The sequence below is a fragment of the Stenomitos rutilans genome (genome assembly GCF_059505485.1).
On sequence record NZ_JCACKR010000031.1, the window covers coordinates 1 to 21,750 of the forward strand.

General features: G+C 51.6%; 19 protein-coding genes. 10 read left to right on the forward strand and 9 right to left on the reverse strand.

Annotation, left to right across the window (positions count from 1 at the left end; genetic code table 11):
- Positions 1-118: 118 nt before the first annotated feature.
- The 5 genes from AC5JLP_RS04390 to AC5JLP_RS04410 all read right to left on the reverse strand — a co-directional run bounded on the left by AC5JLP_RS04390 (position 119) and on the right by AC5JLP_RS04410 (position 6,366).
- On the reverse strand, positions 119-2,941 hold the full coding sequence (locus AC5JLP_RS04390; RefSeq protein WP_496066690.1) for a GH116 family glycosyl hydrolase: 2,823 nt from the start codon (positions 2,939-2,941) through the stop codon (positions 119-121).
- A 134-nt stretch (positions 2,942-3,075) separates the two neighbouring features.
- Positions 3,076-3,477 carry a helix-turn-helix domain-containing protein gene (locus AC5JLP_RS04395; protein ID WP_496066691.1) on the reverse strand — a complete coding sequence of 134 codons (402 nt, stop codon included), beginning with the start codon at positions 3,475-3,477 and terminating at the stop codon, positions 3,076-3,078.
- Entirely contained in the window at positions 3,461-3,760 is a 300-nt protein-coding gene (locus AC5JLP_RS04400) for a type II toxin-antitoxin system HigB family toxin (RefSeq protein ID WP_496066692.1), read from the reverse strand. Before AC5JLP_RS04400 ends, AC5JLP_RS04395 begins: the two co-directional genes overlap by 17 nt.
- Before the next feature lie 54 nt (positions 3,761-3,814).
- Positions 3,815-4,057 carry a hypothetical protein gene (locus tag AC5JLP_RS04405; protein ID WP_496066693.1) on the reverse strand — a complete coding sequence of 81 codons (243 nt, stop codon included), beginning with the start codon at positions 4,055-4,057 and terminating at the stop codon, positions 3,815-3,817.
- A 71-nt stretch (positions 4,058-4,128) separates the two neighbouring features.
- Positions 4,129-6,366 carry an NACHT domain-containing protein gene (locus AC5JLP_RS04410; protein ID WP_496066694.1) on the reverse strand — a complete coding sequence of 746 codons (2,238 nt, stop codon included), beginning with the start codon at positions 6,364-6,366 and terminating at the stop codon, positions 4,129-4,131.
- 693 nt (positions 6,367-7,059) lie between these two features.
- Here AC5JLP_RS04410 and AC5JLP_RS04415 point away from each other — a divergent pair.
- Together AC5JLP_RS04415 and AC5JLP_RS04420 are read left to right on the forward strand one after the other, a co-directional pair.
- Positions 7,060-8,871, forward strand: coding sequence for a hypothetical protein (locus AC5JLP_RS04415; protein WP_496066695.1), 1,812 nt, complete (start codon positions 7,060-7,062; stop codon positions 8,869-8,871).
- 153 nt (positions 8,872-9,024) lie between these two features.
- Positions 9,025-10,656, forward strand: a complete 1,632-nt coding sequence (locus tag AC5JLP_RS04420; RefSeq protein ID WP_496066696.1) for a DUF2079 domain-containing protein — start codon at positions 9,025-9,027, stop codon at positions 10,654-10,656.
- A 352-nt stretch (positions 10,657-11,008) separates the two neighbouring features.
- Here the strand turns inward: AC5JLP_RS04420 and AC5JLP_RS04425 are convergent, their stop codons facing one another.
- Positions 11,009-11,908 (reverse strand): SDR family NAD(P)-dependent oxidoreductase, encoded by a 900-nt coding sequence (locus tag AC5JLP_RS04425; protein WP_496066697.1) that lies wholly within the window; start codon positions 11,906-11,908, stop codon positions 11,009-11,011.
- A gap of 295 nt (positions 11,909-12,203) precedes the next feature.
- Here AC5JLP_RS04425 and AC5JLP_RS04430 point away from each other — a divergent pair, with 295 nt between their 5' ends.
- The 6 genes from AC5JLP_RS04430 to AC5JLP_RS04455 all read left to right on the forward strand — a co-directional run bounded on the left by AC5JLP_RS04430 (position 12,204) and on the right by AC5JLP_RS04455 (position 15,209).
- The gene (locus tag AC5JLP_RS04430) at positions 12,204-12,782 is read left to right on the forward strand and encodes a sigma-70 family RNA polymerase sigma factor (protein WP_496066698.1); all 579 of its coding nucleotides are present in this window, start codon (positions 12,204-12,206) and stop codon (positions 12,780-12,782) included.
- Positions 12,779-13,156 carry a hypothetical protein gene (locus AC5JLP_RS04435; RefSeq protein WP_496066699.1) on the forward strand — a complete coding sequence of 126 codons (378 nt, stop codon included), beginning with the start codon at positions 12,779-12,781 and terminating at the stop codon, positions 13,154-13,156. Before AC5JLP_RS04430 ends, AC5JLP_RS04435 begins: the two co-directional genes overlap by 4 nt.
- A gap of 129 nt (positions 13,157-13,285) precedes the next feature.
- Complete coding sequence (locus tag AC5JLP_RS04440; protein ID WP_496066700.1) at positions 13,286-13,804, forward strand: Spy/CpxP family protein refolding chaperone; 519 nt, start codon at positions 13,286-13,288, stop codon at positions 13,802-13,804.
- A complete protein-coding gene (locus AC5JLP_RS04445; RefSeq protein WP_496066701.1) occupies positions 13,801-14,169 on the forward strand; it encodes a DUF1800 family protein in 369 nt (122 codons plus the stop codon). Before AC5JLP_RS04440 ends, AC5JLP_RS04445 begins: the two co-directional genes overlap by 4 nt.
- Positions 14,170-14,197: 28 nt before the next feature.
- Positions 14,198-14,482: a hypothetical protein gene (locus tag AC5JLP_RS04450; RefSeq protein ID WP_496066702.1), complete on the forward strand. Its 285-nt coding sequence runs from the start codon at positions 14,198-14,200 to the stop codon at positions 14,480-14,482.
- 94 nt (positions 14,483-14,576) lie between these two features.
- Complete coding sequence (locus AC5JLP_RS04455; RefSeq protein ID WP_496066703.1) at positions 14,577-15,209, forward strand: YqiA/YcfP family alpha/beta fold hydrolase; 633 nt, start codon at positions 14,577-14,579, stop codon at positions 15,207-15,209.
- A gap of 41 nt (positions 15,210-15,250) precedes the next feature.
- Here AC5JLP_RS04455 and AC5JLP_RS04460 read toward each other — a convergent pair whose 3' ends face one another.
- Positions 15,251-16,456 (reverse strand): homospermidine biosynthesis protein, encoded by a 1,206-nt coding sequence (locus AC5JLP_RS04460; protein WP_496066704.1) that lies wholly within the window; start codon positions 16,454-16,456, stop codon positions 15,251-15,253.
- Between the two features lie 137 nt (positions 16,457-16,593).
- Positions 16,594-16,758 carry a hypothetical protein gene (locus tag AC5JLP_RS04465; protein WP_496066705.1) on the reverse strand — a complete coding sequence of 55 codons (165 nt, stop codon included), beginning with the start codon at positions 16,756-16,758 and terminating at the stop codon, positions 16,594-16,596.
- A 638-nt stretch (positions 16,759-17,396) separates the two neighbouring features.
- Between AC5JLP_RS04465 and cobO the strand changes: the two genes are divergently transcribed.
- Positions 17,397-18,059: a cob(I)yrinic acid a,c-diamide adenosyltransferase gene (gene cobO, locus AC5JLP_RS04470; RefSeq protein ID WP_496066706.1), complete on the forward strand. Its 663-nt coding sequence runs from the start codon at positions 17,397-17,399 to the stop codon at positions 18,057-18,059.
- A 29-nt stretch (positions 18,060-18,088) separates the two neighbouring features.
- Here cobO and AC5JLP_RS04475 read toward each other — a convergent pair whose 3' ends face one another.
- The gene (locus AC5JLP_RS04475) at positions 18,089-18,484 is read right to left on the reverse strand and encodes a hypothetical protein (RefSeq protein WP_496066707.1); all 396 of its coding nucleotides are present in this window, start codon (positions 18,482-18,484) and stop codon (positions 18,089-18,091) included.
- A gap of 428 nt (positions 18,485-18,912) precedes the next feature.
- Here AC5JLP_RS04475 and AC5JLP_RS04480 point away from each other — a divergent pair, with 428 nt between their 5' ends.
- Positions 18,913-21,681, forward strand: coding sequence for an AAA family ATPase (locus AC5JLP_RS04480; RefSeq protein WP_496066708.1), 2,769 nt, complete (start codon positions 18,913-18,915; stop codon positions 21,679-21,681).
- The last annotated feature ends 69 nt before the right edge of the window (positions 21,682-21,750 follow it).

Genomic DNA, 21,750 nt, shown 5'->3' on the forward strand with positions numbered 1-21,750 from the left:
CAGTGCTTTATTGGACACTCTTCTCCCTTAACTCCCTGAATTACCTATTGAGCCTCAGCTTTTAGTGCATCGAATTTAAGTCCGTTCAATTTAACTACGTTCGCAGATTCAGAACAGCTTAGCTATTTGCAGAGATCACAAATGGGTTTGCGATCGCCAGTTCTCTATAAATCGCCCAAATTGCCGTTGCACGCAGGTAATGGCAGGCGCGAAACGTCCCACTCGCCGTAATCGCCTCTGGTGTGCGGAATTGCAGCCCATTGTCATAAATCTGCAGCACCACCGCCTCTGTAATTTGCATCGCTTCCTCCGTCATCCCCATCTGCGCGAGAAACGCCGCCAGCCCAAAGTTGATGCCCGTCCACACCTCCAGAGGATGCGTCGCGTTTGGGTTTTCAGGAGCACCGTTGGGACGAACACCGTTAGCAGCACCGATCGGGTGGGGAGGGGGGAGGGAGTTATGAGTTATGAATTTTGAGTTTTGAATTGAATCATTTAACTCAGTCTTCTCTATCTCTCTGCGCCTCTGCGCCTCTGCGGTTGCCCCTTCCTCAGCCGCTCTCGCTTCCTGCACCGAAGTAAACGTCTGAGCACTGAGCGCACCCGATGCCAGATACTCATTGAACTTCACAAAACAAGCATCATAGACCGTTTGCAAAGCCGTCCTTGCACAGTCATTCGGCACCACATCCGGCAACCCCAATAACCGCGCATAGAACTGACCGCACAGTTGGTCTGCCATCACCACATCCGAGCCACTGTTGCTGTCAATGCGGTAATACTGCCCGTTCCAGAGTTTTTCTTGATAGACAGAGCGGGATTGATCGAGCCAGGATTGGCATTGAAGGATAAAGGATGAAGGATAAAGGATAAAGGATGAAAGATTAACATCCCCTTGCTCCCCCTCCTCCCCTTGCTTCCTCCGCCCTTCTGCCTCTTGGCTTCTGCCTTCTGCCTCCTCCAAGACGCGCCCGATCGCGATCGCCGCTTCCAGTGCCGCAATCCACAATCCTCCACAGTACGCACTTACGCCCTGAAGCTTCCAATCATCAAAGGTTTGGTCAGGTGCGCTTGAGTTTTCGGGAATGCTATCGCCATCCAGGTCAAAGGTTTTAAGGTAGGTAAGGGTTTGGACGATCGCCTCCCAACATTCGGCGAGAAACTCCACATCGGTTGCGCCTGTGAGCAAGTAATCCCGGTAGACTTGCAGGACAAAATCGCTGGGCAGGTCTTTCCAGAGGTTGCAGTCTTGATAGCTGGTGTAGTTGGTCTTCTCCCAGACGTGTTCGTTTGGTGCGCCGAGATCGTGTGGGGTGGCACCTGCGACTTTGCGGACGGCTAACGGACTTTCAGCGCCGATCGTCGTATAGTAGCCAATGACCCGCGTGCGATCGTCGCTGGCAGGAATGGCTCTCGCAAACGCACGCATCACCGCTTTTTCGAGCTTGGGAAACAGCATCAACAGCGCAAAAGATCCGTAAAGCCGCACATCCAGACTTTCGTACCAGCGGTAGTCGATACATTCCAGCACGGCAAATTGACCGACTGGATCGCGTTCGTCTGCGGCACTCCACAACGTTCCCCCATCGGTCAGGTTATACAGTTCATTGAACAACGCTAGCTTGAACCAGTCAGGTAAATCTTTTCGTTCTAAAATTGGCTGCTGCCACTCTTGAATTTTCTCGCGCCAGGTTTGGTGATGCTTAAGTGTGGTACGAGCGATCGACCAGGCATTCTGCCCATTTCGCCCAAAAAAGTCCGTGTAGCGCCGAAAATACTCAATGCCCTGAGCAAACTCCGTCACGGGCATATCCCACGTCAACACAAAGGGAAGATGGCGTGTTTGCCCTGGTTGTAGGGTGAAACGAACGGCGATCGCCGCACCAAGCTGCTCCCCCTCCACGGCAGGCGTATCATCATCCAAATCTGCCAGCGACCCATCATGAGCAAAGGTATTCCACAAATCAGCACCATTTCCAGCAGGATTCCAGCGCGTGTGGTAAGAGACCTCGTAAAGATTGAGATTAAGGTAGGTGGCGATCGACCATTGACCGTCGCCTTCGTTGGGGTGTGGGGTGTGGGGTGTGGGGTGTGGGGTATGGGATGTCGAAATCGTTTGGGTTGCCTCCCCTGCCTCCTTTCCCATCACCACCCCCAGCCGCTGCTCATCGCCCATCAAGCGATTAAAGTTCCCGACGCTTTCTCCCAAACGAGGCTGATAGTTGTAAAACGGGCTACCATCATCGCGCAACTGCACCTCTGGTGACTTCAGCGCATTGGTGAACCAGCCCACCATGTTCTGCCAGGTCAGCATGATGCTGAGCGTGATGGGCTTGTCGGTGGGATTATGCGCCGTCCAGCGAAAGACCGCAACGGGGTAGCTGCTTTCCTGATAGTTGTGCGCCCAGATCGGCGAAAACTGCTCACACGTTAGGTCTGCCTGAAAGACGTTTTCGTAAACAAACCAACTGCGTGGGTAAAGAGCGTGGTAAGTGCCCGTGTGGGGTATGGGGTGTGGGGTATGGGGTGTGGGGTGCTGAGTTTCCCTTTCTCCGCGTCTCTGCGTCTCTGTGGTTGCCCCTTCCTCAGTCTCCTGACTCGCCGGATACCATTGCCAAGCCCCTAACGTTCCATCCTCTGGCGGTTCTGTGCATAGTGCAAACGCCTGAGCCTCTTCGCCCACCTGCTCAAACACACTGAACTGACAGGCGGGCATTGGTTTGAAGATATGTTCACCACCGTCGATGTGCCAGAGGTTGAAGTCGCCCCGGTGCGATCGCCCGATGCACCCTGCACCAAACCCGCCCAGCGGCATCCCGTGCCAGGGACCATCATCGAGATTACTGACATAACGGACGGTATAGGGCTTTTCCCAGCCTAAGCCGATCAGACGGCTCCAGGCGCAAGCGGGAATTTCAACGGGCGATCGCGATTTTTTCATTCCCTGATTTTAAGGGGTGATGGGGAAGCGATCGCTACTCACTCTTCATTCTGCTGACCTGGAACGATGTTCTGTTGATGTTATCGCTCGTTCAGATTATGAGAGTGCGTGATGGAGAAGAGGGGCGATCGTACTTAAATAAACAACCCTGGCTCAACGTGGAAAAAGGCTCCTAATGCCTTAGCTTGAAAGGTGCTTATTTCACGATCGCCATTGAAGATAGCTGCGATCGCGTCTTCAGAACCGAGTAACTCCATTAAATCTGCCTGCTGAAGCTGACGTTGCTCCATCAAGAACAGTAACCGCGAACGTGGTGTTGAGACTGCACCTGGCAAATAATGCTCTTGCTCGAACTTTTCAATCAGTGTGATAAGCAAGGCAAAGAGTTCATTCTCTTCTGGGCTACGCTGCGGACGCTGCATCAAGGTTTCTACGATCGCCAGTGCTTCTTCATTTTCGGCTTCAGTCCGAATCAATTTCGGCTGATACTGGGACAAAAGCTCACCGTATCGGTTGGAGTTAAAAGTAAGGGTCATTTTTCCACTGCTCCTTGTCATACTCCGCATGAGTTAGGACGTACTTGATATAAATTAACTGCGCTTCATAATCAATGCTTACGACTAAGCGATAACGATTGCCCTTAATGTTGAAGACTGTAAAGTTACCAACGGCTTCAGCCTGCGGAAACACTGCTTGAACGTCAATTAGGTTAGACCAACTTGCCCTCAGTGCAATCTTAAACCAGTCATCTAAAACATCACGACAATCAGAATGCTTTTGACCAAACTCACGTAGGCGCTTATAGCTGATGACGTGCATCGAAAGGGATTCTGCTCTTCTTGTTCCGGCTCTCATTGTATGGCTAAACGTGCTCTAGCCAAGGCTCTGTCGGCGATCGTAGTCGCGATCGTGTCCAATCGACTGCATGACCTGTTCCATCAATTCCGGGTCGTCAGCAAATAGTCCTGTGAGTTGATTGCTGGCGATGGTCGGCTGATACTCTGACTTCTGACTCGTTGAGCTAAGCCTCTCCAAAATCAAAGACGCGATCGCATCTTGCTCTGATTCTAACAGTTGAGAAATGGTGGCGATCGCGGCTGTTAGTCGGTTTGTCATGGCTAAGCTTCCGAATGTCGCTACTCAAAGATTCTAGCTAAATCAGCCACTATCAGCTCCCTTTTCATCCCTCATCCCTCATCCCTCACTGTCAACATTCTCTCCTCAATGCCTGCCCACACCTGCGGCGACACCCGCACTGCCGCTTCTTTGCACCGCACGATGAGTTCGTTGGCGTAGAGGTAATGGTTGAGGGCTTCGGCTTCAGCTTCCGACCAATCTACCCAATCTGAATCAAGGCTCAAAGCGAGATACCAAGTGCGTCGGATTGACTCAATGAGATCGGATCGAGCTTCACAGGATTGGGGAATTCCAAAGGGCTTGGCTTCTAAAACGTTTAGCCTGCTGCTCAAAGTGTCAGAGTAAACTAAATTGAAGACTTCTAGCTGAACAATTGCTTGAGTGAGATTACGAACACAACGGCGCAAGAGAGCGAAGACTTCATTAAAGATAAAAGCCTCATCTTGTAAAAGGTCAGGGTTGTATCTAATGGCAAGGTCAAGATCGGAAATGATATCGCGGAAAAAGTCGAGATTAGGATTAGGGGTAAGAGCTGCACCGAAGATACAAAGATCCAGGGAAATACTGTCCAGTCCGTAGTAAAGATTGGGGCAAAGAGCAGAAGTCAAGGCAAGGATATTGTTGGCACAAGCAGGGCTAATAAAAATAGCTGCCGATCGCTTCGCCACCGGTTTAAAGTCTCCTTCTGAACCCGCTGTCGCTTGTTCAGCCCAGTCCAGCAAGTGCTTAAGTCTGGCTGTGTTGACGAAATGAGATGCGGCTGTCTCCATCTGCAACAGCAACGCATCGGCTCCGCCGCGCATCAATCCAGCGATTAGCAAGAAGACTTCGCGCCAGCGTCGGTCACATAGATGGTCAGCGACTAATTGAGCAACCAGGTTGTTGTCGGCAATGTGTTGTGCGGTCAGGTATTCCTGAAGCGTGAGGTGAGAAAACGATAGAACGTTTCGGGCGCGTTCGACCAGAATGCCCTGTTGAATTTGAATTGCGTCTAATACAGCATCGCCATCTAAATGTTGGGGTGCGTTGAGGTTGTTGATGAGAACAGTACAAATTTGCTCAACGACATCCCGCTTCTGAAAGAAAAGGCGATCGTTCACAAACCCGGTGTAGGCAATTTCTGCCAGCATCATTTCTTCTAGTGGCAGCGTCAGGTCTTGATAAATGGGGTCGCGTTGAATGCGTTTCTCGGATGCCCAGCGTTTGAGCAACACGTCCAGCGCATCCTTGTAGAGAATAGCCCGCTGCTTGGGGAAGGTTTGGGCATCGTCAAAGACCAGACAAAGAAACGTCAGCAATAGTGGCGTTTGCGCCAGTTCACGAGTGGAAGCATACCCTGGTTGCTGCAAAAGATTCCAACATTTTTGTGCTACGCCGAGTTGTTGATCGTCTTTCGAGCGAAACCAGTTGGTCATAAATTGCTGAATTTGCTCGTCGTCAAAGTCTGCCATGATGACATCGACAAACTGACGAAAGCGACTGCGGTAGGCAGCGGTACGGCAAGAGGCAATAAAGCGATTTTGGCTGTAGCGATCGCAAAAATCTTGAATCTGGGTGATTGCCTGATCCATCTGTTGTGTGGGCACTTCATCCAGCCCATCCAGCAGCACCAGCAGTTTACCGTCTTCCAGCAAGCGTTTTGTCGATCGTGCCGGGTCAGGAAAATTACAGGTCTCGAATTCCCGCGCGATCGCCTGCTCAATGTCTACCGTCCCCGTGTTAAATCGTTTGAGTTCCAAAAAGACAGGTATGCAGTTGTGCCGATAGCCCGAACCATCGCGCTTCAGTGCTTCTAGCCCGATGCGCCGTAGAAAGGTAGATTTGCCTGCTCCCGGTTGCCCCAACACCATCAAATAGGGCTGGCGATCGGCAACCTCTAGCCCGTCTTGCTTGGTGCATTCTCTGGACTGAAACCGTCGCTGCTGCGTTTCGCGGTATGCCTGCTCCAGATTTTCGAGCGAGAGATACTGCCGAATGCCCTCATTGCCTAAAAATTGCACTCTGGTATAGATGTCTTCAATCCAGACTGGCTCGGTCATGCCTAGCACTTTGAGGATGCCGTGACGATCGGCGTAGCTGCTGATGTATTGTCCCGACGCATCAAAGATTTTCTGCTTAATTTGATCGGTAAACGACCCCGGTTTTACCTGCGTCGCGCTGCTACTCCAAGCAGACTTGGTGATCTCACTGGCAATAGTTTCCTGCGCTTTTTCAGCGGCTTTGCTTGCCAAAAAGCCTTTTAGCGTCCCAAAGATAAACGGTTCGGCTCCGGTCATGGGGGCATCCATTCCTATGCTCGTTGTGCCTAGCGTACTTCAGAGACCAAGTAATCGCCCAGGCAAGATCCTGCTTCCAACCAAAAATGTAGTCATACCAATTTGAATTGAAAATGCGACACATCCTGTAGGGGCAAGGCATTGCCTTGCCCCTACCCAACGATTGATCTGTAGCCGTCATTCTTTAAATCGGTATCATTCCTGGAGAGCTTACGCATTTCGCCAAAACCTCGGAGGTTTAACCGCCCAAATGGCTATGAGATTCAATGCCTGGTTAAAACCTCCGAGGTTTGCGTGAGTCCATTCCTATTTCAAGTGCGATCGTTTTAGTTTTGAGTGCATTAGCGAAGCTTTCCGAAGGAATCGTTCCTGTTTCAAACTGCAAGTGTCGAGTTCTAAGCTCGGTGTGCCGAGTTCCAAACTGCAAAGGTCGAGTTCCAAAGTGCATTATTTGAGTTCCAGACTCGGTGTTTCGAGTTAAAAGGTGCAAGTGTCGAGTTAAAAGCTCGATGTTCCGAGTTCCAAGCTCTAAATGTCGAGTTAAAAGGTGCAAGTGTCGAGTTCCAGGCTTGGAGTGTCGCGGTTTGAGCAGCAATGTTGGCGTTTTGGAGGGGTATAGGTTGAGGCAGAGGGTGGCTCGTCACGCTGGAAGTTTTAAGCGTGCGCTCATGCGGTCGTCTTGGCGGATGGTGTATCGTAACGAGGATGTCCGTTTGGCGTGAGTCTGAAGCGTTGAGTGGTAGAGGGTCGGCGCGATCGGTGCGATACTCGCTTGAGGGGACTGAGTTGAACCCGTATTGGGTAAAAACGGCTGGTATGAAACGTCTTTCCTCCAACTTTTGGCTGCTACTGAGCCTGACTTTTGCAGCGGGCTATAGCGTGATCTGGCTCAAGGCTGCGTTTGCTGGCAAATACATCATGCAAGCCGATGCTGGGATGTATATGTTCTGGATGCAGCGGTTTGTCGATCCAACGTTGCTGCCAAATGACTTGAATGTGGCGTATCATGAGTCGATTTCGCCCGTTGGGTATACAGCGCTCTATCAAAGCCTCGCTCGTTTGTGGCTGTCGCCCGTGCTGGCAAACAAACTGTTGCCGATCGCCCTCACTCTGACGACAACGGTGTATTGCTTTCGGTTTTGCTTGCAGGTTTTGCCTGTGCCAGCGGTGGCGTTTGTGTCAACGCTGCTGTTTAACCAGCATTTGTGGCTGACGGATGATGTAAATTCTGCCACGCCACGGTCGTTTGTCTATCCCTTCTTTTTTGCCTTCCTCTATTATTTGGTGCGTGGCGCAAATGTGCGGGCGATCGTGGCACTGGGGCTGATTGGGTTGTTTTACCCAACGATGATGTTTGTGGCGGTCGGGGTGTTAGCGGTGCGTCTAGTGGGATGGTCGAAAGGGCATCTGCGGTTATCGACCCAACGGCGCGATTATGTCTTGCTGGGGGCTGCAATAGCGGTAGCGGGTGTGGTTCTCGTTCCCTTTGGATTGCTGGGGCAGGCAGAATTTGGGCCGCTGGTGAGTTTGGCGCAGGCAAGAGCCATGCCAGAGTTTCAGGCACCATTTGGGCGGATTTCGTTCTTTAACGATCGTGACCCATGGAACTTCTGGTTTGATGGCATTCACAGCGGTTTGGGGCTGTCGTTGAATCCGGTCATTGTGAGCGTGGGCTTGTTGCTGCCGTTCTTCTGGCTTTTTCCTCGGCGGTTTCTGCTGGTGCAGCAGTGCCGCCCCGCTATTATGTTGCTGCCGCAGATGTTAGTCTCGTCGATCGCGCTTTTTCTGGCGGCTCATGCGTTGCTGTTTCGCCTGTTTCTGCCCAGTCGCTATACCATGCATACCTTGCGGATGGTCGTGGCGATCGCGGGAGGGTTGGCGCTCTGTATACTCATAGATGTGGCAGTGCGGGCTTATCAGAAGCGGTGGCAGGGCAGGAAGGCGCGCTTTTGGGGCTGGGGTATCGCAGTTCTGGTGGCAATGCCGCTAGTATTTTATCCGCAGATCTTTTGGCAGAAGCATTTTACGAAGGCGGGACTGGTGACGGGAACGGTGCCAGCGCTGTACGAGTTTTTCCAGCAGCAGCCCAAAAATAGTTTGATTGCCACACTCTCTGGAGAAGCGGATAATCTGTCCGTTTTTGCGCAGCGATCGGTGCTGGTATCGGGAAAGTACGCGATTCCCTATCACCCGGCCTACTACAATCAGATCCGGCAGCGGGTAATTGATCTGATTCACGCCCAATACAGCCAGGATGCGGCAGAAGTCGGGAGGTTTATCCAGCAGTATGGGGTTGATTTCTGGTTGTTGGAGCGATCGATGTTTACCCCTGCTTATTTGAATGGTCGCTGGCTGGGTTTGTTTGACCCTGCAACGACGGAAGCGCGATCGCATTTAGCCAGCACCAGCCGTCCACTGGTAGAGCAGGCGATACCGCGTTGTACAGTGTTTGAAACGGGAAACATTGTCGTGTTGCAAGCGGCGTGTGTGGGGAGAAGGGGCGAAGATGAGGGTTAGGGAGGCAGAGGGCAGAAGGCAGGAGGATGAGATTAGAAGCTAGGAATCAGAAGCTAGAAGCCAGAAGTCAGGATTGTAAGAATAACTAACAACTAGCAACTTTCTTTCCCCCTACACCACACCCTACACCCACTCTTTTTTATGCGGTTACAGATGGCGATAAATCGATCGAAGTTGGTTGATCTCCGACAACTGGCGAAGCAACCCGTCTTCAAGGCGGCGCTGGTGTTTGCGGTGGGTTGTTTGCTGCTGCTGTCATATCGCCATTACAGCTTGTACAACTCATACGACCAGGGCATTTTCAATCAGATTTTCTGGAATAATCTGCACGGCAGATGGTTTGAAAGTTCCTTGTCGTCGGGGCTATCGGCGGATGTCACCCATCAGGGAGAGATTCCGCTGGTGTCGTATCGGCATTTGGGACAGCATTTCAATCCGATTTTTTTGCTCTGGCTACCGCTGTATGCTCTGGTACCGTTGCCGATGACGCTAAGTGTGATTCAGGTGGCGTTAGTGGTTGCGGCTGGGCTGGTGCTGTATGCGTTGGCGCGGCAGTCATTATCGCCGCTGCTGTCATTGGCGATCGCGGTGAGCTTCTACGGCGCAAATGCGGTAATCGGGCCGACAGTAGGAAACTTTCACGACTACAATCCGCTGCCGCTGCTGCTGTTTAGCCTGTTTCTGGCGATCGAAAAGCGCTGGTGGATCTTGTTTTGGGCAATGGCGCTGCTGGTGTTGAGCGTGCGAGAAGATGCGGGGGTGCCGCTGCTGAGTGTGGCGGTATATCTGGTTCTGCGTCGTCGGCAGTGGTGGATCGGTTTGGCGCTGTTTGCGATCGCGACGGCTTACATTCTGCTGTTGACGAATGTGGTGATGCCATCGTTTTCGCCTGATGTCTCGCAACGGCTGATTGTGGAGCGGTTTGGTCAATACACGGGTGGCAAGGCTGCGACCCCTGTAGAAGCGATCGGGGCGATTCTGTCGCAGCCTGGTCAGATTTTGGCAGAAATTTTTTCGCGCTTTCCCAAAAAGCTCTCCTACCTGGTCGATCACTGGTTGCCGCTGGCCTTTGTGCCTGCGATCGCGGCGGATGCGTGGATCTTGGCTGCCTTTCCCTTTTTAGAACTGCTGTTGATGCGGGGGGAGACACCCCTGTCGATTAACATCCGCTACGCGACGCTAGCAGTTCCTGGCTTATTTTACGGGGCGATTCTGTGGTGGTCGAATCATCCCAAAGCCTTTCAGCCCAGAATGCGTCGGTTTTGGGGCCTTTGCCTCGCGCTGTCCCTTTTGTTTACCGTGACCTCGAATCCTAATCGATCGCTGTCATTTCTGGTGCCCGACTCGATTCGTCCGTGGGTGTATGTGCCACCGCTGGCGCAGGTGCAGCATGCTTCGCAGGCCCGTTCCGTTCTGGTGCAGATTCCTCCCCAGGCAAGCGTGGCGGCAACTACCTATCTCATTCCTCCTCTATCAGGTCGGCGCGCGATCGTCCGCTTTCCCAACACTATGCAGTTTCGGGATGAGGCGCAGCAGACGCAAAATGTAGACTACATCGTCGCTGATCTGTGGCAGATGCAGCAGTATCAGCCTGCCTTTAAGCTAGAACGTAACCTGCTGCAAGCCAGTATCAAGGAAGTCAATCAACTATTGCAGGCGCAGTCCTATGGCATTCAGACGTTTCAGGATGGAGTGATTTTATTGCAGCGAGGGCTGAAGACAGAGCCTGCGATCGCTGGCCAGTGGCAAGAGTTTACAAAGCAGAATTTTACCTCTGTGTCGTAGAAATTGAAGACAGGAGGCAGGAGTCTCAGGAGGCAGGAGGCAGAAGAATGACTTTAATAGGACTTACGCAAAAGCGGTCATCTTTCGCCCCCTAGCCCCCAACTTTGAGGGAACCGTCTCAATCAAAGCCTCCAAGATTGGGGGTTTGGGGGCAAATGCGTAAGTCCTAACCTTAATAGGACTTACGCAAACCTCGGACGCCTTCACCAAGCATCAGTCATCATCACCAAATGTACTCGCTCAAACCTCTGAGGTTTTGGTCAAAACGCATAAGTCCTGCTTAAAACTCTCTTCCCCTGCTTCCCCTGCCCCCTCCGCTCCCCTTTTTCTCCCTGTCCTCTTCACCCTCCCCTTACTCCTTCTGCTTCCACTCCCTCGCCATCTGGTCAATGCCATAGAAACGCTGCCAGAATTTATCTACTATCCAGGTTGGCAAGACTCGTCGCATCATAAAGAGCAGAAAATCGCCGCCCGTTGCAGCCACATAGCGAGGGCGTGGTCTGTGAGCCGTCATGGCTTTGATGATAACGTGGGCAACCTGTTCGGATGTCCAGGCGTTAGCGCTGGTTTGCTGTTCTAGCGCTGCCAACTTCTTGATTGCTGGCAAGTAAGGGGTTGCTTCTGGATGCGGAATGGCTTGCTTGGCTTCTTCACCCGCAACGCTGATGAATTCGGTGCTGACGGGACCTGGTTCCACGACACTGACTCGAATATTAAACGGTTCAAGCTCCATCCGCAGGGTGTCGCTAATCGATTCGAGGGCAAACTTGGAGGCGCTGTAGAGTCCACCGATCGGAAAGGCAAGACGACCACCCAGCGAACTGATGTTGATGATCCGCCCACCACCTCGATCGCGCATCTGCGGAATCAACGCCTGCGTCAGTGCCAGCGGTCCCAGCAGGTTGACGGCAAACTGCCGCTGACATTGACTGATGGGGACTAACTCTAATGGCCCCATTTGACCATAACCAGCGTTGTTGACCAGAATATCAACCTGCCCGAAGTGTTGCAGCGCTTTCTTAGCAAGGGCGATCGCCTGTTCTGGCTGTTCTAAATCCGTCGTGACGGTGAGAACCTCAGCCCCCTTCTCGTAACAGGTGGCGGCGACGGCTTCTAGCTTGTCTCCCTGCCGTGCTGCCAGGACTAAGCGAATACCAGAAAAGCGATCGGCTAAAACTTGCGCCAATGCTGCACCAATTCCGGCAGAGGCACCTGTGATGAGGACAACTTGGGTGGTGAGGGAGTGGGGCATGGGGAGAGGCGAGTAAGGGGAGCGGGGGAGGGGGAGCAGGGGAAGAGTTTTGAGTTTTGAGTTGAGACCGTTGTTAGTTGTTAGAGAGGCATGAGCCTTAGCTTTTTTCGGCTTCTGCCTCCTGCCTTCACTAATGGCGAAATCTTACTACGCGATCGCCGTTTTCTACAGCCTTCAGGGAGATAAGCAGGTCATACTTTTTTCCTGGGTCGATTTGCCCTTTTCGTTGAACCTTTTGTTGCTTCTTCTTGTCTTAACGTGTAGAACGGCAAAATGGAGGCAGTGAGTTTTCCAGGTGTCAGTTGTGCCGACCGTACCGAGCGATCGACCCCAGAGTGAATCAGATCATCACCTGGTACAGCGATGTCTTCAAGGAGACACTCGTTGTTTTCAGCAGCTTTACGGACGACATCAGCAGCGGGTGCGATCCATTCTCTACCAATTGTGCGATGCTTCCGCTTTGGATGACTTGGTGCAAGAGGTGTTTTTGCGCGCGTGGAAGGGGTTGCCTAAATTTCGCCAAACGGCTCAGTTTTCTACCTGGCTTTACCGCATTGCCTGGAATGTGGCTTCTGATCAACGGCGGACTGCGGCGCAAGGGCGATCGCGGCTTCAGGTAATCAGTAGCCAGACCCTGACTCAGCATGATGATCCCGGTGTGATGCAGTTGCACTATCAGGATCTGGTCAGACGAGGGTTAACCAGCCTAAGTTTTGACCACCGCACGATTCTTGTACTACACGATCTTGAAGAAGTGCCTCAAAAGGAAATTGCAGAAATGCTGGAAATCCCAGTCGGTACAGTCAAATCTCGTTTGTTTCATGCCCGCGCTGCCATGCGCCAATTTCTCCAGAAGGAAGGAGTCCAGTTATGAGCCAATTCCCGAATGATGACCACGAGTTGGTCGCTTTCCTGAAGCAGCACCGTCCCCAAGCGCCCCCACCTGATCCTGCGTTGGAGTCGCGGTTGTTTGACACGATTGATGCCCTGCCAACACAGCAAAACGTGGTCGTGTTTCAGCGATCGCAGCCACGTGTTAGGCGATCGCTAGTTTGGTTAGTGCCACCGACACTTGCCGCCGGGCTTGTAGCAACTTTGGTGGGCTACCACACGCTGGTGCCAGCCAAACCCAGTGCGACCGATCTCGCCAGCCTGCAAGCGTTTATGGAAAGCAACTGGCAAGGCACCGTCAACAGTAGCAGCACGGATGAAGAGTTGCCCCTGTTTAATGAAGGTACAACGAATTGAGTTGTTAGTTTTTGGTCAGAAATTAGGAGTCAGAAGTCAGGAGTCAGCATCAACTCAAAACTCTTAACTCAAAACTCTTCCCTATCCCTCCCCTTTCGTCCCTCATCCCTTCCAAGGAAGTGATTGTCCATGTCTCCCCGTCATCTTTCGATCCTTGCTGCTGCGGTTGTGTTGCTTGGAGGCGCGGTTGCGATCGCCAATCCTTTGCTGCGGTTACAGCCGATCGCTCAAACGCCGACAGCATCGCCTAGCCAAACGCCGTCTAACCAAGCAACGCCTGATCAAATGTCGCCTAACCATAGGGACGGTTGGCTAAAGGATCTGAATCTGAGTGCTGACCAGGTGCAGAAAATGCGTGCTATTCGCAATCAGTATCAGGACAAAATCGGCCAAGGGCGACAGGCTGTTCGTCAGTCCAGGCAGGAGTTACAGGCGCTGATGGCTGGAGATGCTACCGAAGCTCAGATCCGAGCAAAGTACAACCAGGTCAAAACGCTGAAGCAACAAGTGGCGGATGCCCAGTTTGAGAGCATTCTGGCAACCCGAAATGTGCTGAATCCTGAACAACGTCGCAAGTTTGCTAGTCGCATGCTGAAGCGCCAATCATCGGGCGATCGACCGCAGCGTGGTGAACGCGGCCCGCTATGACAGAGCCAACAGGTGGTCGTGATTGGCTGACCAAAGCAGGTGAGACAGCGCTAGATCTGTTTACCGAGAGTTTGATAACGGTGCGACACATCAGCTACGAGATCACACAGTATTTTGTGAGTGGCAACCCACCGAAGTCCCTGGTCGATCGCCTGACAAACACAGCCCTGACCACCAATGGCACTGTTTGCTCAGTACTAAATGCCCTTTTCCACCAGGCAGAATTTTGCCAGACTCAATACAACAGCGTTAAGTTCAAAGCTCCTTCCCAGCGTGTGGTTTCGGCTATCCGCGCGATCGTCATCTATTCGCCTCAACTTCGAGCCGCTTTCATCCTGGGTAGCCCAGAGTTTATGTACAAATAGTCTGCACAGAGTCTCTTTTGAGGGAGCCATGCTTTTAGAACTCACCACCGTCGATTTACTTTTGCTGGAACAGTACCGACTGCAACGCTTCCGTTCCTTCTTTTTCAGCTCGCTCCTGTCATGTTCACTGTGTTTAGATGACAACAAAACGCTCATCATCCATTGTTTAGAGCTAGAAGTGGTCGATCAGTTGCTCAGCCAGATTGATCAACTGCGGTGGTATGTGCGGATCGTGCTGGGTGTCCATTGCCTTGCCATCCAACTTGTGCAAGAAGAAATTTACCGCACAGCTACCAATTTCGCTGATTTATAAACGGCTCTTTGAAATATAGTCGCTTAAACCTCCAAGGTTTTGGTCAAAATGGGTAAGTTCTGATGAATTGCAGTCAGAACATCAAACGAACGGTATGCGGTATATCTACCTTCACGGGTTTGCATCGAGTCCAAGATCGTCAAAGGCAAGGGATTTGAGCGATCGCTTTGCTAGCCTTAATGTCCCTTTAATCATTCCCGATCTCAATCAGGGCGACTTTACCCATCTCACGCTCAGCCGTCAGATCCAGCAGGTAGAAGCACTGTTTCCACGCGCACAAGAACCCGTAACGCTGATCGGTTCTAGCTTTGGAGGCTTGACCGCTGCATGGTTAGGGGAAAAGCATATGCAGGTCGATCGCCTCGTTTTACTAGCGCCTGCCTTCGGCTTTCTGAATCACTGGCTACATCGCTTAGGTGACGTGCAGGTAAATCAGTGGCTAACAGACGGATATCTTCCGATTTACCACTATGGTGAAGCAAAGAAACTACCCCTTAGCTACGGCTTTGTGACGGATGCGATGCAGTATCGAGAGGAGACGATCGCGCGATCGCTCCCCACCCTCATTTTGCACGGCAAGCATGACGACGTGATTCCCCTACAAGCCAGCCTTGACTTTGCAAAAAGCCGTCTCTGGGTGGAGCTAGTGGAACTGGACAGCGATCATGGCCTGACGGATGTTAGTACCGAAACTTGGCAGGCAATTCAAGCCTTTTGCGCTGTATAGGTTCCATAGGGACGTTAATGCAACGTCCCTACAAATGGTTCCTACTTCCGGTGCCCGTTGCGAATGGGTGTACCACAGGGATATGTTGCCACCAATTCCCGTGCAGCAGGTTCCACAACTGGGATAGGGGATGATACCGAGTGCGTGGGGTTTGCCTTAGCAGCGAGATAGTCAGCCTGGAGTTTGGCTAACAGCGCTTCTCGTCGATCGTACAGCCGCTTCAGTGGACGGGCTTCGCACTGATCAATCACATAAGCGGTCATGATAGGTAATGCGATCGTGCTGTCGGTATAGCAAACGATCGTGTTAGGCAACTCATCGGGATCAACCTTGCCCCAACTGACGGCTTCGCTTGGTGTGGCACCGGACAACCCACCCGTATCAGGACGCGCATCCGTTACCTGAATAAAGTAGTCATGTCCTTGCTCTTCTAAGCCCAACACCTCATGTAGTTGAGGCTGCGTTTGCAGTAAGAAGTTTTTGGGGCTACCACCACCAATAATTAACGCGGCGCTTTTGCCTTCAACTCCAGGAACATCAGTTTCGCGGGCAGCATAGGCGATCGCGGCAGTTTCGTTCACGTCTAGCGACGGATCAAGGACGAGTTGGGAACCTTCCAGGGCGATCGCGGCGATGTTCATGCCGATAGAACTGTCCCCTGGAGACGAGGTGTAAATCGGTACACCACACTCATACGCCGTCGCCAGCAAGCAGGAATTTTTCACGCCCACTTGCTTTTCCACCTCGCTCACATATTTACCCAGCAGGTAGTGAAACTCTGCGGTACTCATGCGCTTTTGGAAGGGTTCTGCCTTGAGCAATTCGCGCAAGAAGGCATCAGTTTCCAGCAGCACATCATAGTCAAACACAATGTCGTAAATGCGAATGCGACCTTCCTGCCGCAGTTTCACATCGTCTAAGAAGGGGCTGCTGGAGTAAAGCTCCAATCCCAACCCATAGTGCATATCGTGATACAGATTTGCGCCTGTGCTGATGATCCAATCCACAAAGCCGTGACGCATCAGTGGTGCGAGAACAGAAACGCCAAAACCTGCGGGGGTCATGGCACCCGATAAGCTCAACCCGACCGTCACACCTGGTTGCATCACTTCGCGGCTCAACAGGTGGCAGATTTCACGCAAACGAGCCGAGTTGTATGCCGTAAAGTAGCCATCAATCAGGTCAACGACGCTAATCGAAGCAGGCATGGGGGAGGGTGCGATTTTGTGACTGAGCAATTTCGACATGGGTTGACTCCAACAAGAGTGGACAGCATAAAAGAATAGAGAGGGTTTACAGACAGCACCTCAACGTAACCAGTACCCCAACCAAAAATGAGGTAGCTATTGCAAGCGGAAGTGGGGGCAACCCCAAATGGGGCTGTTCAAAAAGCAGGGCGGACAATGGCAGGCTGCAACTCAGCACACTCATCTCCAGGTTTCCCGACTAAGAGGGCAAAGTAGAAAACCTGATATCTGTGCGATTTAATTTGTGCGCCCAGACGGGTTGCGATCGCGCCTTTACCCACGTCATGCAAGCGCAAAGGCATCTGGATTTAGACGACGACAGTTAGATGACGATCGTTAGATGACGATCGTGCACTCAACCTGGCGATCGTGCATCGTCTCTGCGATCAAAGCTTTGTACACCTCGCTGACTTGCTGCAAACAGGCAGCAACGCACAAAAACTCATCCTGCATTTAGTTCAAAAATTCTCCTATAGAGAACTTGACCGACCCAGTTCACATACCGCAGAGAAGAAAAATGACTCACTAAGGAATGATTTAAGCCAATCTCTACAGCGCGTGAACCTTATAGTTACAGGTCGGTCAGCTCATACTGGGCGCTTCACAGCGATCAACCCAGGATAGCGCGGGATCGCATTGCCGCTTCCGCTTCAATTTCATCTCCAGGTACCAGAGCGGTCTCCAGGGATACCCGGTCAAGGAAGGAAGTTTCAATGCTTTTACACAACCTTCAAACACTAGCACCATTAATCTAGCACTAATGTTTCAACGGTTCTTCACCAAAGGGATGATTTTTTCATCATTTGTCGCGGACTGTAGTGTAGGCAACATCAAAGACGTGCATTCGTTGGTCAGGTGGGATGAGTGCAATAAGGGTAAAGCGGTCAGTAGTCGGTGAACAGTCGCAGTAGAATGATTACAATGATGCAAAGAGTTCATTGTGACAACGTTGCCCCCCGATCATCAGCTTTTCGATCGCGCTCAGTCTAAGCGCCTCTCCTCCCTCACTGCCGAGCAGCACCGCCAAAAAATGGAATGGCGTAAGGATGTGCAGGAGCAACGACTCGCTGGCATGGTGGCCGAAAAAGGGTTGGTCATTGTCAATACGGGCAACGGTAAGGGCAAGACTACCGCTGCGTTAGGGATGGTGCTGCGATCGCTAGGTCATGGCTACAGGGTGGCGATCGTTCAGTTTATCAAAGGAGCCTGGGAACCCGCAGAGAAAGCTGCTTTCAGCCACTGGGGTGAACAACTGGAATTTCACGCGATGGGCGAAGGCTTCACCTGGGAAACCCAAGACCGCGATCGCGATACCCAAAAAGCTCAGGAAGCATGGTCAAAGGCACTCACGTTCATCCAAGATCCCAACTTTAAACTTGTCTTGCTGGATGAGGTCAATATTGCGCTCAAGCTTGGCTACCTGAGCGTTGAGCAAGTGTTAATAGGATTGGAGCAAAAGCCCGTTGATTCTCACGTCATCTTAACTGGGAGAGGTGCACCGAAGGAATTGTGCGAGCGTGCTGACCTTGTAACCGAAATGACGCTGGTCAAACATCCCTTCCGCGAACAGGGCGTAAAAGCACAGGCAGGCATTGAGTTTTGAAGGGTGGACGATCGCGGTTGCGATCGCCTTTACGCTTGACTTTTCTGGCTTGCTAAAGCCACCAGATTTGCCACACTTTCAGCCAGGATCTTCACCGTATCTGCCTGCTGCTTTGCGGCTTGTGCTTGCTGCTTCGCTGTGGCTGACTGCTCTTGCACTAAAGTCTTTAACTCTGCCAGTCCATCCGTAATGTGACTCATTTGGGCGGTCTGTTGCTGCATTTGGGCGGTCTGTTGCTGCATTTGCGCTGTTCGCTCTTGGGCTTCCATCCTTAACTCTGTCAGCCCTTCAGTGAAATGCCCGATCTGATCAGTCAATACATCTAATTTTTGGTTCTGCTGGCTGAAACCCTGCTCGATAAAGGAGGCAAGGCTGGCAAGTGCTTGCTGAAAACTGGGTTCTAACGGTTCATTCCAACTGGTCATAGTCTTTAATCGATCGCTCCAGTGCGCCGATTATACTCAACGATCGCCGTCTTTAGCTTAAGCGGGTAAAGGGCGATCAACGAACACAATACATTCATCAACCAGGCAAGTACCAACAGTTGAGTATTTCTAAATTTTGCATTGTAGACTACATGAATTTGGAGAGCCGTGAAAGTATCAATGCACGCGATTTCGACAGGCCGATCGCATTGTTTCGTTAATCTTTTCAGCCTTTGCGTAAGCGTTAACGCAGAGGCTGACGGCGTGAAACTAGTAGTATGTAACGACTACAATACGCTTCTTAGCAGAAGTTACGTTATTCTTCTATAGAATAGATAGTACAATTGTTCGGATGCGTTGCTTCTGCAAAAGATGCTTCTAAGTAAAAAGCTCTGTCAACGCCTCGTCGCTAACTGAACGCACTGATTATGGAAATTCTCTCGGTTAGCCTCAAGAACTTTAAATCGCATAGCGATCGCCACTTCACCTTTCAACCAGGAACCAACGCCATCTGTGGCGAGAATGGTGCTGGGAAAACGAGCATCCTGGAAGCGATCGCCTGGACTTTGTTTGACTACGCTGGCGATTACAACAAAGAGGACTTGATTCGCAACGGGGCTGCCAGTGCGCAGGTACGGGTTGCCTTTGTCTCTAGTCGCGATGACCGCACCTACGAGGTTCAGCGCTGCACTAGCAAAAGCTACACGCTTTATGATCCTCAGCTTGATCAACGCTTACCCTACACTCGCATTAAAGAAGAAATCATGCCCTGGCTGCGTGAGCATTTGGGCGTTGCACCTGGAACGGATCTGAGCCAACTCTTTTCCAGCACGATCGGCGTCCCGCAGGGTACCTTTACAGTCGATTTCTTGCTCACCAAAGAGAAGCGCAAGCCGATTTTTGACAAGATTCTAAAAGTTGAAGAATACCAACAAAGCTGGAAGAAATTAGGCGAACTGGAAAAGTACGCCAGAAACCAGGTAGAGAGCCTGGAGCAGGAGATTGCTTATTACAGCGAAAACTTAGAGCAACTGGAACCGCTGCGGCAACAGCAGCAAGAGCAGCACCAGACGATCGAGCAAGTGCAGGCAGAGCTTCAGCAGGCGCAGACTAGCCTGACGCAATTACAGCATGAGCTTGAGCAACTCAGCACGCAAGCAATGCAGATACAGCAGTTGGACAGTCAGTTAGAAAAGCTCACAGCTCACATTCAAACTCAGACTGCTTTAACGGAGCGTTTGCAGGTTGATGTGCAAGACGCTGAACAGGCAGTCGCTATTTGCACAACGAATCGTGAAGCGTTTCAAGCGTTTAAGCGAGCAGAAGAAGCCTTGAAGGAATTAGAGCAGCAGCAGCGATCGGAACGTGAACTTCAGCAAAAGCGACAGTACAGCCTTGAGCAACGGCGCGATCGCCAAACGAAGCTGGCAACCCTTACACATCAACTCGATCGTCTCCAGCAGACCAAAACAGACCTGGTGCAGTTGGAGCCGCTGATCGAACAACAACAGCAGCTTGAGCAATCCTTACAGGCACTCAACCAGGAACTGCAAAACTGTGTGAACTGGCAACGCATGGTCAAAGAGCAAGAAAAGCGGCTGATTCAGTCCCAAACGCGGATGACGCAACTTGACCAGGGTATCCTTCGACTGCGATCGCTAGAATCATTCGTGCACCAAATTCCCGCTCTAGAGCAGCAGCAGCAGCGCTATCAGCAGCAGCTTAGTCGCATTGCAGCAGCGGCTCAGTTTGAGGCCGATTTGAGGCAACTGCTAGAACAGTCTCAGGAAGCGGGTGATCGCTACCTTCTCCAAGCCGAACAAGCCCAGGCAACGCTCAAAGACCTTCAGCGAACGGTTCCCCTGTGGAGCGAACCATTAGCGTTGGCGCTGGCAACCCTTCAAAGTGGGGCTAACTGGCAACAGCAGCAGTTGGCTGCCCTCCAGTTGATTCTTAAAGATTTGGCTGAGCAAACCTCTGAAGCGCGGTTGGAAAAGCAACTTCAGCAGATTCAGGTGGATCTACAACGGGCACGACAGCAACAGCTTGAATTTTCCAGCTTGGAGCGTCTTGTAAACGATCGAACCGAACGGGCTGAAGAGGTCATTGCGCTTCAAGCAAGCCTGACTGAGCTACACACCCAGTTAACCGCAGAACCGTTTTTACAGAAGCAACAGACGCGGTTGGCTCAAGATCTAGAGATGCTGGGCGATCCCCGTGGCCGGAGTCGCTTATGGCAGCAGGAACTTCAGCGAGAGCCTGAGCTGCAAACAAACATTCAGGCTTTACAAGCATCGTTTGCAACCGATCAGCAAGCGATCGCGGCGCTCGATCAACAACTTACAGCTTTTGCAGAGCTAGTCGAAGCGTTGCAAACTCAGCAAACCTTACGAGAACAGCATCGAGCAGCCCATCAGGAATATTTAGAGCATCAAAAATTAGCCAATAGTCGGCGAGAGCGGCACCAACAGTTACAAGATGCGATCGCCCAACTGCAAACTCTAGAGCAACGCACAAAGACTGTTAGCGACGAACGCGATCGCCTGCAAGCTACCTTTGATGCGGTTCACTTTCAAACAGTGCAAACAGCCTACCAGCAGACTAAAGAACGCAGCATTGCGCTAAACGCCAGTTTGCCCGACAAGCTCAAATATTTAGATGCACTCAACCAGCAGTTGACCAAGCTGGAAATGACCCAGACCAAGCGATCGCAAGCTCAAGCATCCCTAGAACAGAAGCGAAAAAATCAACGCTTTGTCAAGTTTGCCCGCGATGCCTATAAGAAAGCTGGCCCTCGGATTACCGAACGTTACGTCCAAAACGTTTCTCACGAAGCCGATCGGCTCTTTCGTGAACTGCTAAATCGCCCCAATGTGGGTCTGACATGGACGCGTGAATATGAAATTCTCGTTCAAGAAGGCGCACAGCCGCGACGGTTTATCAACCTCTCTGGTGGCGAACAAATGTGTGCAGCTTTGGCCGTTCGCCTAGCGCTACTCAAAGTGCTAGCGGATATTGATGTTGCGTTCTTTGATGAGCCGACTACCAACATGGATAAACCTCGCCGCGATCACCTTGCAGAAGCGATCGCCAACCTTAAAACGCTCCGCCAACTTTTTGTCATCAGTCATGACGACACGTTTGAAAAAGTGACTGAAAATATTATCGTGGTTGAGCGTGACCTTAGCGGAATGTAAGGGAACTAGTAACCAATAAAATCCCAGGTTGAAGGGGGTGGATAAGTAGAGGGTGGATGAGCAGTGGGA

Excerpts from the sequence above, each read along its gene's own strand:
- AC5JLP_RS04390 (WP_496066690.1), bottom strand. The coding sequence starts at position 2,941 with ATGAAAAAATCGCGATCGCCCGTTGAAATTCCCGCTTGCGCCTGGAGC.
- AC5JLP_RS04395 (WP_496066691.1), bottom strand. The coding sequence starts at position 3,477 with ATGACCCTTACTTTTAACTCCAACCGATACGGTGAGCTTTTGTCCCAG.
- AC5JLP_RS04400 (WP_496066692.1), bottom strand. The coding sequence starts at position 3,760 with ATGCACGTCATCAGCTATAAGCGCCTACGTGAGTTTGGTCAAAAGCAT.
- AC5JLP_RS04405 (WP_496066693.1), bottom strand. The coding sequence starts at position 4,057 with ATGACAAACCGACTAACAGCCGCGATCGCCACCATTTCTCAACTGTTA.
- AC5JLP_RS04410 (WP_496066694.1), bottom strand. The coding sequence starts at position 6,366 with ATGGATGCCCCCATGACCGGAGCCGAACCGTTTATCTTTGGGACGCTA.
- AC5JLP_RS04415 (WP_496066695.1), top strand. The coding sequence starts at position 7,060 with ATGTCCGTTTGGCGTGAGTCTGAAGCGTTGAGTGGTAGAGGGTCGGCG.
- AC5JLP_RS04420 (WP_496066696.1), top strand. The coding sequence starts at position 9,025 with ATGGCGATAAATCGATCGAAGTTGGTTGATCTCCGACAACTGGCGAAG.
- AC5JLP_RS04425 (WP_496066697.1), bottom strand. The coding sequence starts at position 11,908 with ATGCCCCACTCCCTCACCACCCAAGTTGTCCTCATCACAGGTGCCTCT.
- AC5JLP_RS04435 (WP_496066699.1), top strand. The coding sequence starts at position 12,779 with ATGAGCCAATTCCCGAATGATGACCACGAGTTGGTCGCTTTCCTGAAG.
- AC5JLP_RS04440 (WP_496066700.1), top strand. The coding sequence starts at position 13,286 with ATGTCTCCCCGTCATCTTTCGATCCTTGCTGCTGCGGTTGTGTTGCTT.
- AC5JLP_RS04445 (WP_496066701.1), top strand. The coding sequence starts at position 13,801 with ATGACAGAGCCAACAGGTGGTCGTGATTGGCTGACCAAAGCAGGTGAG.
- AC5JLP_RS04450 (WP_496066702.1), top strand. The coding sequence starts at position 14,198 with ATGCTTTTAGAACTCACCACCGTCGATTTACTTTTGCTGGAACAGTAC.
- AC5JLP_RS04455 (WP_496066703.1), top strand. The coding sequence starts at position 14,577 with ATGCGGTATATCTACCTTCACGGGTTTGCATCGAGTCCAAGATCGTCA.
- AC5JLP_RS04460 (WP_496066704.1), bottom strand. The coding sequence starts at position 16,456 with ATGTCGAAATTGCTCAGTCACAAAATCGCACCCTCCCCCATGCCTGCT.
- AC5JLP_RS04465 (WP_496066705.1), bottom strand. The coding sequence starts at position 16,758 with ATGCCTTTGCGCTTGCATGACGTGGGTAAAGGCGCGATCGCAACCCGT.
- AC5JLP_RS04475 (WP_496066707.1), bottom strand. The coding sequence starts at position 18,484 with ATGACCAGTTGGAATGAACCGTTAGAACCCAGTTTTCAGCAAGCACTT.
- AC5JLP_RS04480 (WP_496066708.1), top strand. The coding sequence starts at position 18,913 with ATGGAAATTCTCTCGGTTAGCCTCAAGAACTTTAAATCGCATAGCGAT.